This is a genomic window from Commensalibacter papalotli (ex Servin-Garciduenas et al. 2014), assembly GCF_000527695.1.
GTDB classification, from domain to species: domain Bacteria; phylum Pseudomonadota; class Alphaproteobacteria; order Acetobacterales; family Acetobacteraceae; genus Commensalibacter; species Commensalibacter papalotli.
The window spans coordinates 272,616-290,399 of the sequence record NZ_ATSX01000001.1 but is presented as its reverse complement, the minus strand read 5'-3'; the positions used below and the strand labels follow the sequence as shown (position 1 = coordinate 290,399).

Annotated in this window: 13 protein-coding genes; 6 read left to right on the top strand and 7 right to left on the bottom strand. The window is 38.1% G+C overall.

Features of this window, described 5'->3' with window-relative positions; translation table 11 throughout:
• Positions 1-56: 56 nt before the first annotated feature.
• The 3 genes from topA (at position 57) to COMX_RS01285 (ending at position 5,834) form a co-directional block, all read left to right on the top strand.
• A complete protein-coding gene (gene topA / locus COMX_RS01295) occupies positions 57-2,687 on the top strand; it encodes a type I DNA topoisomerase (protein WP_034336155.1) in 2,631 nt (876 codons plus the stop codon).
• 290 nt (positions 2,688-2,977) lie between these two features.
• Entirely contained in the window at positions 2,978-4,498 is a 1,521-nt protein-coding gene (locus COMX_RS01290; RefSeq protein WP_034336152.1) for a S41 family peptidase, read from the top strand.
• A 184-nt stretch (positions 4,499-4,682) separates the two neighbouring features.
• Positions 4,683-5,834, top strand: a complete 1,152-nt coding sequence (locus COMX_RS01285; RefSeq protein ID WP_034336150.1) for an OmpA family protein — start codon at positions 4,683-4,685, stop codon at positions 5,832-5,834.
• A 69-nt stretch (positions 5,835-5,903) separates the two neighbouring features.
• Here the strand turns inward: COMX_RS01285 and cysK are convergent, their stop codons facing one another.
• Positions 5,904-6,887, bottom strand: a complete 984-nt coding sequence (cysK, locus tag COMX_RS01280; RefSeq protein WP_034336148.1) for a cysteine synthase A — start codon at positions 6,885-6,887, stop codon at positions 5,904-5,906.
• Positions 6,888-7,059: 172 nt separating this feature from the next.
• On the opposite strand from cysK, the gene COMX_RS01275 reads away from it, so the two are divergent.
• The gene (locus COMX_RS01275; RefSeq protein WP_034336146.1) at positions 7,060-7,509 is read left to right on the top strand and encodes an RrF2 family transcriptional regulator; all 450 of its coding nucleotides are present in this window, start codon (positions 7,060-7,062) and stop codon (positions 7,507-7,509) included.
• Positions 7,510-7,566: 57 nt separating this feature from the next.
• Here COMX_RS01275 and COMX_RS01270 read toward each other — a convergent pair whose 3' ends face one another.
• Positions 7,567-8,121, bottom strand: a complete 555-nt coding sequence (locus tag COMX_RS01270) for a hypothetical protein (protein WP_200867589.1) — start codon at positions 8,119-8,121, stop codon at positions 7,567-7,569.
• A 439-nt stretch (positions 8,122-8,560) separates the two neighbouring features.
• Here COMX_RS01270 and COMX_RS01265 point away from each other — a divergent pair, with 439 nt between their 5' ends.
• Positions 8,561-9,106 carry a hypothetical protein gene (locus COMX_RS01265; protein WP_034336142.1) on the top strand — a complete coding sequence of 182 codons (546 nt, stop codon included), beginning with the start codon at positions 8,561-8,563 and terminating at the stop codon, positions 9,104-9,106.
• Between the two features lie 65 nt (positions 9,107-9,171).
• Positions 9,172-11,175, top strand: a complete 2,004-nt coding sequence (parE, locus tag COMX_RS01260; protein WP_034336139.1) for a DNA topoisomerase IV subunit B — start codon at positions 9,172-9,174, stop codon at positions 11,173-11,175.
• A 407-nt stretch (positions 11,176-11,582) separates the two neighbouring features.
• Here the strand turns inward: parE and fumC are convergent, their stop codons facing one another.
• The 5 genes from fumC to lspA all read right to left on the bottom strand — a co-directional run bounded on the left by fumC (position 11,583) and on the right by lspA (position 17,780).
• Positions 11,583-13,034, bottom strand: a complete 1,452-nt coding sequence (gene fumC, locus COMX_RS01255) for a class II fumarate hydratase (RefSeq protein ID WP_034336137.1) — start codon at positions 13,032-13,034, stop codon at positions 11,583-11,585.
• 109 nt (positions 13,035-13,143) lie between these two features.
• Positions 13,144-14,685, bottom strand: a complete 1,542-nt coding sequence (locus COMX_RS01250) for a complex I subunit 4 family protein (RefSeq protein WP_084051483.1) — start codon at positions 14,683-14,685, stop codon at positions 13,144-13,146.
• Positions 14,686-14,804: 119 nt separating this feature from the next.
• On the bottom strand, positions 14,805-16,685 hold the full coding sequence (gene mutL, locus COMX_RS01245) for a DNA mismatch repair endonuclease MutL (protein WP_051461765.1): 1,881 nt from the start codon (positions 16,683-16,685) through the stop codon (positions 14,805-14,807).
• 8 nt (positions 16,686-16,693) lie between these two features.
• Positions 16,694-17,212 carry a DUF3035 domain-containing protein gene (locus COMX_RS01240; protein WP_034336134.1) on the bottom strand — a complete coding sequence of 173 codons (519 nt, stop codon included), beginning with the start codon at positions 17,210-17,212 and terminating at the stop codon, positions 16,694-16,696.
• A 58-nt stretch (positions 17,213-17,270) separates the two neighbouring features.
• Positions 17,271-17,780 carry a signal peptidase II gene (gene lspA, locus COMX_RS01235; RefSeq protein ID WP_034336132.1) on the bottom strand — a complete coding sequence of 170 codons (510 nt, stop codon included), beginning with the start codon at positions 17,778-17,780 and terminating at the stop codon, positions 17,271-17,273.
• Positions 17,781-17,784 lie beyond the last annotated feature (4 nt).

Sequence of the window (17,784 nt, the reverse complement as noted above, 5' to 3'; positions counted from 1 at the left end):
CTTGTTCTTTGTATTTTTTGACTTTACTTTACACTTAATCCTCGTCTGGAGAACCAATGACAGACGTCATCATAGTAGAATCACCTGCCAAGGCTAAAACAATTAACAAATATCTTGGCAATCAATATACTGTTCTTGCTTCCTTTGGTCATGTGCGCGACCTGCCACCAAAGGATGGAAGTGTACGACCTGACGAAGATTTTGCTATGGATTGGGCTGCGGATGAACGTGGTGCCAAACAAATCAAAGCAATTTCACAAGCCCTTAAAGGGGCAAAAAACCTTTATCTAGCAACTGACCCTGACCGCGAGGGAGAGGCAATTTCTTGGCATGTTCGTGCCATGTTAGAAGATAAAAAGCTATTAAAGAATATTAATGTTGAACGCGTAACTTTTAACGAAATTACCAAACAAGCCGTTCAATACGCAATGCAACATCCACGTGAACTGGATCAACCTCTTATCGAGGCTTATCTTGCTCGACGTGCATTGGATTATCTAGTTGGCTTTACCCTTTCCCCTATTTTATGGAGAAAGCTTCCTGGTTCTCGTAGTGCTGGACGCGTACAATCCGTTGCATTACGTTTAATCTGTGAACGTGAAGCCGAAATTGAAATCTTTAAGTCAAAAGAATATTGGACCATAAGTGGTACATTCTTAACCCCAGCTAATGCACCATTCACGGCAAAGCTCACACAGTTTCAAGGAAAAAAACTTGAACAATTTGATCTAAATAATGAAAACCTAGCTCAACAAGCTATTCAAATATTACAACAAGAACAGTTTGCTGTTAATGCTGTTGAAAGAAAAAAAACCAAACGGAATCCAGCTCCTCCATTTACCACCTCAACTTTACAACAAGATGCTTCTCGTAAACTTCATATGAGTGCGCAAAATACCATGCGTACAGCGCAACAACTTTATGAAGGCATTGACCTAGGTGGAGAAACAGTCGGTTTAATTACCTATATGAGAACAGATGGCGTGCAAATGGCAGGTGAAGCCATTCAAGCTATTCGCCAGCATATAGAATCTGAATTCGGAGATAAATATCTCCCTTCCAAACCTCGTCATTACACCAGCAAAGCTAAAAATGCCCAAGAAGCACATGAGGCTATTCGCCCAACCAATATAAGCTATACACCCAATCAAGTAGCTTCTTATTTAACACCTGATCAAAAAAAGCTTTACGAGCTTATATGGAAACGCGCGGTTGCCAGTCAAATGCAATCAGCTGAATTGGATCAAGTGGCTGTAACACTTGCCAATTCAAATAAAGAACATTTGTTCAGAGCCAATGGGTCAATGATTGCCTTTGACGGTTTCTTAAAGCTTTATAAAGATATTACCGAGGATCAAGAAAAAGATCCTTCTAAACAAGATAGCTCTACTATGCTGCCTGCTATGAAAGAAGCAGAAGGTGTTACGACGAAAACAATTACTCCAGAACAACATTTTACCCAACCCCCACCACGTTATGGTGAGGCTTCTTTGGTTAAAAAGATGGAAGAGTTAGGGATTGGTCGCCCCTCTACTTATGCATCCATATTAGGTGTATTACGTGATAGAGAGTATGTAACCCTAGAAAATCGTTACTTTACTCCTCAAGACAGAGGGCGTTTGGTAACCGCCTTTTTGACCTCTTTCTTTAAACGCTATGTCGATATAGATTTTACGGCTAATCTTGAGGAAAAACTGGACGATATTTCAGATAGCAAAGTCAATTGGAAAAAAGTTCTTAGAGATTTTTGGGATGATTTTTCCAAAGCTATTGAGCAAACTAAGGACCTTAAAATCTCTGATGTTATTGACGCACTTGATCATGATCTAGGCAGCCACTTTTTTGCCGAATCTACAGATGGCAGTGATCCGCGCAAGTGCCCAGCCTGTGAAGATGGTAGGCTTAATTTAAAACTTGGACGTTATGGTGCTTTTATTGGTTGTACAAACTATCCTGAATGTCAGTACACACGTAGATTAGGCGTCGAAGGGGCTAATCCTGAAGAGGAAGAGGACCTTAAAGAAGGCTCACGCGTTCTTGGGAAGCATCCTGAAACTAATGAAGAAATTATTATAAAGCGCGGGCCTTGGGGCCTTTATATTCAATGTGGTGAAGCTGACCCTGAAAATAAAAAGAAAAAGCCTAAACGTGCTACTATTCCAAAAGGTATGGATGGTAATGCCATTACTTTTGACGAAGCAATGGGATTATTGTCTTTACCAAGAAATTTAGGGGAATATCCAACAACTGGCGAAGCAATTCAAGCTGGCCTTGGGCCGTTTGGACCATACGTTAAAGTAGGAAGTATTTTTGCCTCTCTCGATAAAACAGATAATGTTTTAACCGTTCGGTTACCACGTGCTTTAGAAGTCATTGAAAAGAAAATGGCTTCAATTCATAATCTTGGGCCTCATCCCAAAGATAAAGAACCGATCCTATTACGCAAAGGTCGCTTTGGCTTTTACTTGCAACATAAAAAAACAGTTGCGCCTTTACCCAAGGGCGATAATGGAGAGAATTTGACCATTGAAACAGCAGTATCTATTCTGGAGGAAAAGGGAAAAGCTACAAAAGGTAAAGCAACGAAAAAGAAAACAACAACCACGACTAAAAAAGCAACAACAAAAACTGCAGTAGCAAAAAAATCAACTGCAACAAAGAAAAAGGCTGTAAAAAAAGAAAAGTAAACTTAAATACGCAACAGTATTGTGTAATTTTTATGTAACAATATGTGTATTTTGTAACATAAAAGCTATCTTTATTATGCATATGCTCTATTGTTATATACAAAATTTGTCCTATTATTCTTTGAGATTTTAATTGTTGATTTTACTCTAAGCGGAGAAAGACGATTCCAGTCCTGTTAAGGCAAGCAACTCATCCAACTTTTGAAACTGCCATGCAGTTCATTGTGTCAATTATGCTTGCTTATAAGTGGCTATCAAAGAGGTTACTCATCATCATCTTTGTAATGGTGATGAGCTTTTCCGTTGCTTTGGCTCAGCAAACACAACCGAATGCTTCTTCTGCACCTCCTGAAAAAGATTTTGATCAAAGCAACTATGTTAATATTATCGCCACAGCGCTAACATTTTTACAGCCCAGAACCCTAGATGAGCACTCTATTGAACAATTATGCCTATGGGGCTTAAATGGATTGAATGCAATTGATCCAACATTTTCTGTAAAAGAGGAAAATGGTAAGTTAAATTTATATAAAGTACAAAAATTAATTTATAGTGCCACAATCCCTGTCGCAACTGACAAAGATAATATAAAAATCTGGTCACAAAATGTAATTAATATTTGGTATAACGCTTGGCAGAACTCAACAGCTATTCAGTCTGTTGGTAAGCAAGGGGTTATCCAAGCTTTTTTTGATGAATTATTTGATCATATGGATCCATATTCTCGTTACGTTGCTCCCAGTTCAGCTTCGACAGACCGAGATGCTCGTGATGGTGGAGATGCAAGTGCTGGTATTTCCCTCATAAAGCAAGGAAATTTTTTTATTATTTCTTCTATCAATCCAAACGGTCCATCTTGGGACAGTGGATTAATGTTGGGTCAGCGTTTATATGCTGTTGATGGTAAAAAAACAGCTAAGGAATCCTTAGATACAATTGTAAAATGGTTAAAAGGAAAGGAAGGCTCTTCATTATCCTTAACCGTTGGCTCTGCACGCAGTAAACGAGTTAAAACTGTTCATATTAAAAGAGAAGCCGTCCCACCAGCAACAGTTTTTGCTTTTACTAGCGACAATATTGTCATGCTCAAAGTAACTTCCTTCTCTACTGATACGGCTGAAGAGATTAGTCAATATCTTGATCAGGCAACTCAAGACATGAAGATTAAAGGTCTAATCATAGACCTAAGAGGTAATCGTGGAGGGGTTTTACAACAAGCCATCACCAGCGTAGCATTAGTCTTAGATAACGGTATTGCCGCAACTACCCAAGGGAGATTTGAAGAAGCCAATCATATTTGGGCGGTACAAGGTGGTGATCTTACTCAAGGAATACCCATTGTTATATTGGTTGATGGGCATACCGCCAGTGCAGCTGAAATTATGGCAGCAGCCCTCGCTGATCATAAACGTGCCGTCGTTGTCGGAAGTACAACATTAGGAAAAGGATTGGTACAAACCATAGCCCAACTTCCTGATGAAGGTGAGTTATTCGTTACGTGGAGTCGTGTCTTAGCTCCTTTGGGATGGCCGTTACAAGGATTAGGGGTCATGCCACAAATATGCACTAGTCGTGGAGAACAATTTGTTAAAAAACAAATGGATGCTTTAAAAACTCCCACTTCTTTTTACAAAAATAACGTTACCGCCTCTCGTAAAGCTCGTCCACCTTTAGATGCAAAAACCATTCAAACTATTCGTAGCGCTTGCCCCGCTGCCCTGGGAACGGATGCTGATCTTGCTATTGCTAATACATTAATCCTTAAACCAGCACTTTATAAACAAGCCTTAAATTTAATTACTAGTGAATAATCGTAAATTTAAAAATCATATCCAGCAATTTGTATAAATATGTGATGTTTGTATGACAAAAAGAAAACTTTTTATTAAAAAATCGATTTTTTACTTCTTTCTTATGAAAAAACACGCTATTTCCAATCAGTATATTGATCATAACGCAACAGCCGTTACACTAAACAGGAGTTTAAAGGTTAAGATGAACTTTCGCTTTCGTCTATTAATGACATCACTATTCAGCCTTTCAGCATCTTTTTGTGTAACATCGTTCTTAGCATCCACAGCTAAAGCGCAACCTGTTCAAGGAATATATGTTACTGGTGCAGGTGGCGTGAGTTTTAATCAGGATCAAGTTGTTCGATTAAACAAGTTTATGCCTGGAGGTAGAGATAAATATACTCCTGGTGCTACTGCTGTTACCAGTCTTGGTTACGGGTTAGGAAATGGCTTCAGAGTTGAAGTCGAAGGAAACTATCGAAATAATCCATTAAAATATCAAAATCTAGGATCATATAAAGCTTGGGGGCAAGGTCGCCAACAAACTTACGGTTTTATGGCAAATGCACTTTTTGATATGGATGTTGGAAGCCCCTATATTTTCCCTTATTTCGGTGCTGGTATTGGTTATGGCTGGTCATCAATGAATGGCGTTAGATTACGCACATCTGATAATCGTCTAACAGAGCATCTAGGTGGAACTTTTGGGAATTTCTCATATCAAGCAATTGGTGGTCTGTCTTTTCCAACCCCTTGGGTTGTTGGATTGTCGTTTACAACAGAATATCGCTTTTGGACGATGTTAGGCCCACAAAGTCATACAGCTGATGTTTGGGGAACACAAGGTGGGTATAATACAACCCATGCCTATAGCCAAGCTCGAGGAAACAGAGACACAACTACTTACTTTAACCACTCAATTTTATTGGGGTTAAGATACGAATTCAACCCTGCTCCTCCTCCAACGACACCTGTAGAGGCAGCACCGACAGTTCCTCAATCAAGAAAATCTCGTACATATTTAGTCTTTTTTGCTTGGGATAGTTACGCTCTAAACGATCGTTCAATTTCTATCGTCAAAGAAGCTGCGCAGGCATATAACAGCGTGCACAGCACACGTATTGAAGCAGATGGATATACTGACTCTTCTGCTGCACCTAACGCACAAGGAAAACGCTACAATGTAGCACTTTCTTTAAAAAGAGCTCGCACCATCAAAGCTGAATTGATTAAAAATGGTGTCCCAGCAAGTAATATTGATATCCACGGCTATGGATCTGAAAATCCATTAGTTCCTACAGGACCAAATGTTCGTGAAGCGCAAAATCGTCGTGTAGAAATTATATTACGTTAATATATAAATAATTCAAAAAAAGCGGGATTATTTCCCGCTTTTTTTATTTTTCTATAATAAAGTTGTAACTTATCCTAAACCATTAAATAGTGGTGTTGATAAATAACGCTCTGCAAAAGATGGTGCAATAGCAACAATCATTTTTCCTTTATTTTCAGGGCGTGATGCTAACAATAAACTTGCATGCAAAGCCGCACCTGATGAGATTCCTACAGGAATTCCATCTAGACTTGCAAGCCTGCGTGAAGCTGACAATGCATCATTTTCAGATACCATTAAAATTTGCTTAATTAAGTCTGTTTCTAAAACTTTTGGTCTAAATCCAGCACCGATCCCTTGAATACCATGAGGACCAGGTTCTTCACCATTCAACACAGCACTTTCAGCTGGCTCTATTCCATAAATCTCTATATTTGAATTATGCTTTTTTAATCCTTTAGCAATCCCTGTTACTGTCCCGCCAGTTCCAATACCAGCAACAACAATATCAACCTTACCCGCAGTATCTTGCCAGATTTCCTCGGCTGTTGTTAACTCGTGAACAACCGCGTTTACTGGATTTTCAAACTGTTTTGGCATCCACGCATTTTCGGTGGTTTTTACAATCTCTTCTGCACGAGCAATCGCACCAGCCATTCCTAAGTGCCCAGGTGTAAGTTCAAGTTGTGCGTCTAAAAAACGCATCATTTTTCTACGTTCTATAGAAGCTTTTTCAGGCATCGTTACAATTAACCGATACCCTCTTGCTGCTGCTACAAAAGCCAAACCAATCCCAGTATTTCCAGATGTAGGCTCAACTAAAATACTTTTCTGAGGACTAATTAATCCATCTGCCTCTGCCTGTAAAACCATGGCTGTTGCCAAACGATCCTTTACAGATGCCAAAGGGTTAAAACACTCTAATTTTAGCAAAATATCTGCGGAAACCTGCTCTTTTCTCAAAAGATTAGAAGGTCTTACCAAAGGAGTTCCTCCGATGGTTTCGATCAATGAGTTATAAATTTTACCTCTTGGTTCAGAGAAACCAAAATTATTATTTTGGGCATCAACCATTTGACTTTGTTCCTTTTTTTAATTTATTAAAAAATATTTTACTATAATTTGTTGTAAATAAATTATTTCCTATAGAATAACCCTATTTTTTATCTTACTATAGATTGTATATATTTTTATAACACAAATAAATTTATTATTTACACAAAGAACCTGAGGGTGGACAATTTTTATGATTTTAAGACAAGATCGTGCAATTATTGCTATTTTAATCGTAACAGATATTGCATTTTATTCCAGTCGTAATAACACGGTCAGTGCTGCAGATATTTCTACACGAACCAATTTACCTAAAAGAAGTATTGAACCCCTATTACAACTGCTCTCAAAAGCATCGATTTTAGAAAGCACCAGAGGCCCTCATGGAGGATATCATTTAGGTAAGCCCAAACGGCTGATTACAATTGCGAACATCATTCAAGCAATTTCAGTACAGGAAAAAGAAAAATATACAGAAATTCTGTCTCCATTATACCAACAAGTGGTTAAACCTTTTTGGGAAGAAACAGATCATAAAATATTAAAAGATACGTCGAAAATTACGCTGCAAGACTTAATAAAAAATGCAGAGGAAAAAGGAATGAAGCGGCCTCGCCCTAATCCGATTTATTTCACAATATAAAAATAAATATGAAGTTCTATAACTTCATATTTATTTAAGTTTGATTTATTAAAAAAACTAATTTTTCTTAACAGTAGAATGACGAGCCGTTTTTTTGCGACTTTTGGTTGCTTTCGTTTTGCTTGTTGTTCTACTTACAGGTGCTGCTACAGCAGGTTTAGGCACTTGTACACCCGTGTTATCAACAGTAACATCAACAGATAATGGTGTTTTTAATGTTCCATCTTTATGAATCAGATTAACAGTAAATTTATCTGAACCTGCATATGCCATTGTTGGTGTATAACGCACATAAGTGCGATTATCATAATTATACAAAAATGTTTTACCATTTGTTGGTGTAGCGGTCATCCCAAAAGAGGGAAATGCACCTTTTGAATCTGGATCATTTACCACAAATTGGCATTGACCATCATCACTACGCACAGCCATGGTTGTTTTCCAACTACCATCTTTTTCTTTGACAATTGGTGTTACTGTACATACTGCAGAACGTTTGTCGTATTTAAAAGGGTTATTTACCTCACTATCAACAGAAGTAAGATTATTATGTTGACATGCAGTTAGAGCAAAACCCAAACCAACCAAAACTAAAGATAATTGAAGACGCACTTATTAGCCCCCATTGCATTCAACGAAAAACCATTTTTCGTTTTATGATTATTAAGCAAACCATTCACTTATAACATAAATTATATAAAATGTTTGATCTACATCCAAACAGCCCAAAGCATACTCAATATTTCATTTACACAATACATATTACTTAAACAAAATATATTTATATAATTTTAGAAAATTAAAATTATCTTTATCACTTATAGAAGATAAAACAATGATTTTTTATCCCACATGATAAGTTAATAATGGACAATAAACTATTGCATTATACCAAATACCTGCTATATCGAAAAGGCAAATCATATGAACTGATACAGATTTGAGTTGCTAAGAAAATAAAAATAGCTGAAAAAAATTATCGAATCGGTTATTTTATATTCATTTGATATATTCTTATAATCATTTACCCTTTCCTGATTTGGAGAATTGAATGTCTTTTTCAATTAAACGTCTTGCTCTTTCTGGGTTTATTCTTAGCGGCCTTACTTTGGGTCAGGTTAATGTTGCAAATGCAGCTTGCCGAACGTCTGTTGCTCGCGATGCTTTTAATATCGAAGGCTTAAAAAGTGAACTTATGGTCACAGCCCTTTCTTGTAAAGCACAAGACCAATATAACGGATTTATTAAACAATTTGGTTCTATTGTTAATGAAGAAGAATCTAAATTAAAACGTCATTTCCGTACTACTTACGGCAAAGGTGCTCAAAAGGCACAAGACGATTATATTACGCAATTGGCAAATGTTCAATCTTCTCAAGGGTTAAAAGCAGGAACAATTTTCTGTTTACAAAGAATGAGCATGTTCGACGAGATTAAACCTTTAAAAACAGCAACAGATTTATCTCAATATGCTGATGCCAAAGATATTATGCAACCAACTTCAATTGAAGTCTGTGATGCGCCTTCTTCAAAAAGCAAAGCAAGAACGAGCAAAAAAAGCACAGTACGCCATACAAAAAAAACTAGCAAAAAATAATATAGATTGAGAGATATGAAGAAAATAATTTATGAAATTGTACCTTTCGTGGGAACAGTCCTAATATGAGTGATTTATTTTCTTCTGATAACTCCAAACCATCCATAGAACAGCCCTCTATTTCGATCTCTAGTGATTATAATGCAAAAGATATTGAGGTTTTAGAAGGGCTTGAGCCGGTTCGCAGACGACCTGGTATGTATATTGGTGGTACTGATGAGGCAGCATATCATCATATGGCCTCAGAAATCCTTGACAACTCCATGGACGAAGCTGTTGGTGGATTTGCAAGTATTATTCAAATCAGTTTAGATATTGGTAATAAATTAACTATTCGAGATAATGGTCGTGGGATTCCCGTTGATCCTCATCCAAAATATAAAGATAAATCTGCATTAGAAGTTATCCTTACAACTTTACATGCAGGTGGAAAATTTTCTAATAAAATTTATAACACAGCTGGCGGATTACATGGCGTTGGTTCCTCAGTTGTTAATGCTCTATCTTCGTGGATGGAGGTCGAGATTGCCAGAGATAAAATCCTTTGGCAACAAACCTATAGCCGTGGTAATCCAACTTCTGTTTTAACAAAAATAGGTGTTGTACAAAATCGCCGTGGGACTCAAATCAGCTTTATCCCTGATACAGAAATATTTGGCGATATTAACTTTTCACCTAAACAACTTTTTAAGCTTTGCCGTGCTAAGGCATTCTTATTCAAAGGGGTTACCATTCGTTGGTCATGTGACGAATCCCTTCTTAAAGGCAGTGACGTTCCTGCACAGGCAACACTGCATTTTCCTAATGGTTTAGAGGACAGCTTAAGGGAAGAAATAGACCTAAATAATTTAATCTGCCCTATTTGGTCGGGCGATGTTGCTTTACCAACGGATGCACAAGGCAAAGATACAGGCCGTATTGAATGGTCTATTGCTTGGCTTACAAAAGGTGATTCTTCGCTAAGCTCTTTTTGTAACACTATCCCTACACCTCTTGGGGGAACTCATGAGCAAGGCTTTAAAAATGCTTTACTTAAAGGCATCAAAACATGGGGGGATCAACGCTCTAATAAACGTACATCAATTATTACAGGAGATGATGTCCTAGGTTCATTAGCAGCTAAACTATCTGTTTTTATTCGCGACCCAGAATTCCAAGGACAAACTAAAGAAAAACTCAGCTCCAAAGAAACAATCAAACTTGTCGAAACCGCTTTACGAGACCGTCTAGACCATTGGTTAGCTGCAGACCCAAGCCAAGCAGATACATTATTCCTTGCAATTTTAGAAAAAGCGGAAGAACGTTTACGTCGCAAAGAAGCTAGAGACACTCCTCGAAAGAGCGCTACAAGACGGTTACGCCTTCCTGGTAAATTAACTGACTGTACCAAAGAGAATGCAGCTGTTACAGAAATATTTATTGTAGAAGGTGATTCTGCTGGTGGCTCTGCAAAGCAAGCGCGTAACCGTGAGACACAAGCAATTTTACCTTTACGTGGAAAAATTCTGAACGTAGCCAGCGCATCCAATCAAAAACTGAATAATAACCAAGAGTTAAAAGATCTAATTGAGGCGCTAGGATGTGGAATTGGATCGTATTTTAATATCGAAAAATTACGCTATGGTCGCATCATTATTATGACTGACGCTGATGTTGATGGTGCACATATTGCATCTCTTCTAATGACTTTTTTCTACCAAGAATTACCTGAACTCATAAACCAAGGAAAACTTTATCTGGCTCAACCACCTCTTTATCGATTGACCCAGGGTGAAAAAAGTATTTATGCTATGGATGATAAAGATAAAGATAAAAAGCAAAATAAGCTCAGTCAAGGTCGTGGTAAAGTAGAGGTTTCACGCTTTAAAGGTCTAGGTGAAATGCCTCCAAAAGACCTTAAAGAAACAACCATGGACCCTAAGCATAGAACTTTATTAAAGGTCACTATTCCTTATGAAGATAAGGATTTTACCGAAGAACGTGTTTCTAATCTCATGGGGAAAAAATCCGAAATGCGTTTTCAATTTATACAAGAACATGCTGGCACAGTGGACTCTTTAGATATTTGAAAAATAGTATTTCCCCATCATCTCATGATAAAATATTTGTATCTTCTACTTTTACTGATGCAATTTTGTTCTAATAAAATCGACAGTTTTTTTGTTCCTATGAAGTAAACACACGATCAGAAATAATAATATATTGTTTTTGTCGTCACTAACCAACATATTAAATATTAATAATACTTATAATATGTTCCCAAGCAAAATTTGCACCTCCTTTTTTTAAATAGACTAATGAAATCAATTCATTTTCTAATAAAATTGTTGTTGGCGCTTTAAGAAAGGGACTAATATTTAAAAACTATCAATTATAAAAAAAATTAATAATTATTTTAGTAGAATAAAAAAATAAAGTAGTTAATCAAATACATTAACTACTTTATAATAAAAGAAAATATTTAAAAAAGAAGGTATTAAGCCCCTTCTACACCATCACCAGCCATAAGGCGTGGTTTGATATGTTCATCAAATTGTTTTTCATCCAAAAGACCTGTTTTTAAAGCGGCCTCTTTCAAGCTTAACCCTTCAACATCTCCCAAATGAGCAATTTTTGCAGCTCCATCATAACCTACAACTGGTGCCAATGCAGTTACCAACATTAATGAGTTATCAATATAATGTTGAATGCGCTTTTCATTAAGAGTTGTTCCTTCAACAGAGAACTCACGGAAAGCTTTGGCTGCATCGGTTAACAAACGAGAAGCATGTAGAGCATTCATGATTACCAATGGGCGTGTCACGTTTAATTGTAAGTTTCCTTGAGATCCAGCAATTGCAACAGCAGCATCAAGACCCATAATTTGTGTACAAACCATAATCATAGCTTCGCATTGTGTAGGATTGACCTTTCCTGGCATAATAGAAGAACCCGGTTCATTTTCAGGAAGATGAAGCTCACCCAATCCACAACGAGGGCCTGAGGCTAACCAACGCGTATCATTAGCTATTTTCATCAAAATCGTTGCAATTCCACGTAATGCTGCCATCACTGCAACCATACCATCAAGCCCACCCAAAGCTGCAAATTTATTTGGTGCTGTAATAAAAGGTTGGCCTGTAATTTCAGAAATCTTTGCCGCAATGGCTTTAGAAAATCCTTTTGGAGCATTCATTCCTGTTCCAACGGCAGTGCCACCAGCGGCCAATTCAAAAACACTTCTTTCGGCTTCTTTAACACGTTGTAAACCATCTTTTAATTGAGAAGCCCAGCCAGACCATTCTTGCCCAACAGTCAAAGGAACTGCATCTTGTAAATGTGTACGGCCAATTTTCACAACTTCAAACCATTGTTCTGCTTTAGCTTCAATTGCTTTGACCAATTGATTTAATTCTGGGAAAAATTTCTTTTCTAATTCCAAAACCATTGCCACGTGCATTGCCGTTGGGAAACTATCATTAGAAGATTGTCCCATATTCACATGATCATTTGGATGGACTGGCTTTTTAGATCCAATTTGCCCACCTAATAATTGAATCGCACGATTAGCAATAACCTCATTTGCATTCATGTTAGTCTGTGTGCCCGATCCAGTTTGCCATACGCACAAAGGAAAATGGTCGTCTAACTCACCTTTTGTAGCCTCTTTTGAGGCTTGTACAATTGCTTGAGCAAGCGTTTTATCCAAACGTCCTGCGGCTGCATTTACTTCGGCTGCTGCCCCTTTAACGATTCCATAAGCATGGTAAACCTCACGAGGCATAACGTCACCACCAATATTAAAATGGTGCAAAGAACGTTGTGTTTGTGCGCCCCAATAGCGATCTGCTGGAACTTCAACCGCTCCCATAGAATCACTTTCTTGACGATTTCCAGTTGCCTGAATACCAATCCCTATATATTGATAAGACGCTTTATCCTGAGCCATTAAGATAATCCTTTGTTATAAATTATAAACCATCATAAAAAAAACCCACTGCAAAGCCAAGGGCTGCAATGGGCTTTAAAGCATTTAAAGGAAGAAAATCCTTCACATTTTAGCGAACAGCTATTTGATGAACATCAATATTGTTTACAGCAACTGTAGAAGCATGAGACGTTAGCTCGGCCACTCTACCAGAAGACGTAAAAGACATTACTGCAGGATCAAATACTGACAGAAAGCTGTTGGGATAAATTCCCATCCACAGTGTGATCAAAGCAAGTGGAACCAAAATTGTTAACTCTCTGACACTAAGATCACGCATATGATCTACAGCAGGTTTAACAACCCCTCCAAAGATAACTTTACGATATAAAACTAGGGTGTAAATTGCACCTAAAATCATGGTGGATCCGCCCAATAATGCAATCCAGAAAGAAACTTGTAACGCCCCAACCATAACAAGTAATTCACCAACAAAGGCACCTGTTCCTGGTAGGCCAACATTCGCCATAATAAAGATCATTGCCAATAAAGCTAATTTTGGCATTTTACTAGCAACACCACCAAATTCTGTAATGGAACGTGAGCCAACACGGTAAGTTACTGCTGCGATACATAAGAATAATGCTGCAATTGTTACCCCATGAGAAATTACTTGCATCAGGGCCCCGTTAATACCTTCGGGAGTTAACGAGAATAAACCAATAGCAATCAAGCCCATATGTGAAAAAGAAGAGTAAGCAATCATGCGTTTAATATCAGTTTGAGACAACGCAATAATTGCACCATAAATTACGGCACAAACCCCTAATATCATAATCAACATCCCATAACGATGAGATGCTTCTGGTAACATCAATACGCCAAACCGCAGCAATCCATAAGCGCCAGCCTTTGACATAACACCAGAAACCAACAAAGTCGTTGGTGCTGGACCTTCAGTATAAGCAGAAGGTAACCAAGCATGGAGTGGAAATAGTGGGAGTTTGACACCGAAAGCCAATACAAATCCAAGCAATAACCACCCCTGAACTGTTCCAGAGAAGGATTGATGCATTAATACAGGAATATCAGTTGTACCTGTATGAACCCACATCCACAAGATACCGATCATCATAAAGAGTGAGCCAGTAAATGTGTATAAGAAGAATTGTAAAGATGCAAAAATACGTTTTGGTCCACCCCAAATCCCAATAAGCATGCTGCTTGGGATTAAGGTAGCTTCATAAAAACAATAGAATACGACCATGTCTAATGAAGAAAATAACCCAACAAGAGTAGTTTCCAACAATAAAACAGCAACCATATAATCACGAATACGATCCGTAATCATTTGCCATGCAGATAAAATTGCTACCAAGGTTAACAAAGTAGATAAAATAATAAAGAATAGACTGATTCCATCGACACCGACGTGATAAGACACGCCAAAACCTGCAAGCCATTCACTTTGATAAGCAAATTGATACCCAGGTAATGTTGGATCAAAAAGGCTCCACATGACGATAGACAAACCAAAGACAACAACACTTGTCCATAAGGCTATCCATCTGGCGGTACGTGCCACTTCTTCAGAAGATCCACGCATCAGGAAGATTGTTAAAGCCCCGAGTAAGGGCAAATAAGTTACGAGTGTAAGCAATACTGTGTGCACGGTATTCTCATTAATTAATTGATTCAAATACGATAATAGGAAGTTTATACATCTTTATAACAAAATTGCCCAGAAATGATTTCATTTTTTCTATCATTCCCTTTGCTTTCAGAGTTTTTTTAAGAACGATGGAATAGTTTTTCTATGTCTTTTTTAGACCATTTTAGCCAAGTTGGACGCCCATGAGAGCAAGTCCCTGCTCGCGGTGTTTCCTCCATTTGACGAAGTAACGCATTCATTTCATCCGTATTTAACATGCGCCCCGCCCGAACACTATGATGACAGGCCATCCTTGATATAATAGCATCCAGGCGAAGATGCAAAGAATCTGCCTCATTTGGATTGGCTTGCTCATCTGCTTCCAGCTCTTCAACGAGATCGGTTAACAACTCTTTTGCTGAAATAGGTCCTAATAACTGAGGTAATGCTCTTACCAAAATTGATTTACCTCCAAAAGATTCAAGCTCTATACCCAACCCCTCTAAATTTTTCTTGAATTCTAGTAAACATTGTATCTGAGAATCCGTTAGGTCAACGACTTCTGGTAACAATAAGGGTTGGGAACGAATCCCCTGCTCCAAATATTGTTTTCTTAAGGCTTCATGAGTTAATCGTTCATGCGCTGCATGTTGATCAACCATCACAAACTCATCTTCAGTAGTCACAGCCAAAATATAAGTTTTAAATATCTGGGCAATGGCAGTTCCCAGTGGCAAATTAATTTCTGAGTGGTTAGACACACCATTAGACTTTGAAAACTGCACCAAAGCACTATCTACATCTCGAACAGACAAAGCACCTTCATTTAAAAAAGAATAATTTTCCTGACTTTTTATAGTTTGGATAACAGACAAATCATTCGGTTCAGAAAAAAGACGTTGTGTCACAGAAGGATATTGAATATTAGACGATTTTTGTTGATATTGCCTAGGAACTACTTGTAACGATTCAGGATGAACGCCACTATTCCCTGCCCCCATCGCTAAACTTTTTTGTATACTGCCAATTAATAGCGCACGAACAGCGGCATCATCAGAAAATCTTAACTCAGTTTTGGCAGGATGAACATTTACATCTAATTGATCCATAGGCACCGTTAAAAATAAAGCAACAACTGGATGTCGTCCCTTTTCCAACACATCTCTATATCCAACACGGATAGCAGTTTGCATGACGGGATCTACAACAGGGCGATCATTAACAACCATAATCTGACCATTCGTTGTAGATCGATTAACAGAGGATGCACCAATAAACCCCGTTAAGTGCAACTCTTCGCGTTGGAAATCAATAAAGATTAATTCCTCTTCACGAATATCGGTTAAGATAGATAAAATTCGCTCTTTACGCGTTTGAATAGGAAGGTCAAAAATCGTTTTATCATCTCTAATCAAGCAAAAAGCCACCTCAGGTCGAGCCACTGCCAACCGTTGAATCATTGCTTCACAACGAGAAAATTCTACCCTAGGTGTTTTTAAAAATTTACGCCTAGCAGGCGTAGCAAAAAACAAATCCTCTACAATAACCTGAGTGCCACATTGGCCCGCCGCAGGCGATACGGCTTTTGTTTTTCCACCCTCAACGTGAATTTGCCAGGCCTGTGAGGCATCCATCGTACGTGAAATAATTTTTAACCGTGCTGCCGCACCAATAGAAGGTAATGCCTCACCACGAAACCCAAGCGTTTTGATCTGAACCAAGTCTTCTTCTATAATTTTAGAAGTACAATGACGCTCTATGGCTAGAGATAAATCATCAGAAGACATACCACATCCATTATCCTTCACTTGGATACGGTCTATGCCTCCATTAATGAGATGAATGACAATACGATTCGCCCCAGAATCCAAAGCATTTTCAACAAGTTCTTTAACAACTGCTGCGGGACGTTCAATAACTTCACCCGCAGCAATTAAATTAATTGTATGCTCGGATAATTGGCGAATTTTATTCTGTTTTGGAGAAGACGAATTCTCTTTGATTGTATCTTCTCTAAACATTATTCACCTTATTTTTTTGTTGTCGTCGGCGTTGCCCCATGATCTGGGCTGAGCCCTAAGCTTAAATTATTATGTAAACGTTTATTTTCAGCAGCCCCATCAACTGCTAAATCAGCAGGTTTACCACTGTCCCAGAACATAATTTGATCAACAAATCCCTGATCGGTAACCAACTCATGCTGACGAGATGTGTCAGCAGATTGTGTTGCTTGAGTAACCAACTCAGATTGCCCTGCACTTGGAACATCTTTATCTCTATCCAACGCCACATCAGGAGATAAAATTTCCAACGTTTGTTGACGAATAGATTGCCCTGCAGGACGTCCAGCATTGCTGTCAGGTAATAATAAACTCTCTGACGGAGGCATAGATAACGGTGAACGCGTCGTCACCGTATATTCATCAGGCATTGATCGTTTCAGCCCAAAAGCACGAGAAACATCCTCTCCTGAGCATGCAGAAAGAAGAAACACCGTCATAAGACAGCCAACTGGCATCAAATAATTCAGGCTTAACTTATGCACCATAATTTGCCTCACCCTTTACTAACAATAAAAATCAACAAACATTCAATAGACACATTGACTAATACTTTGACCCTTGACGGAAAAAAGCATCAATTAACAACATACCTACGCCACAAACAATTGCACTGTCGGCAATATTAAATACATACCACGACCAACCGTTAACATGAAGATGTATAAAATCCACAACGGCCCCAAAACGTACACGATCAATAATATTTCCGACAGCACCACCTATAATTGCCCCTAAACTAAGAATAACACATAGCTTAGATGCTCTTATCATCCATACAAACAAACCAACTGCAATAGAAAATGCTAAAACTGCAAAAATGATTGGGGCATATTGACCTAATACATCACCCAACATTCCAAACGTAATGGCTTTATTCCATACCATGGTAAAATTCAAACAAGGAAGTATCTCGACAGATCTTTTCTCTGGCAAGTCAAAAATATTCAAAATCCAATATTTACTGAGCTGGTCACAAACCAGCACAACAAATAATATCATCAATCCGAATAGCCATTTTCGTGATTTTTTAGAAAATTTTAAGACATTATTCATTCGA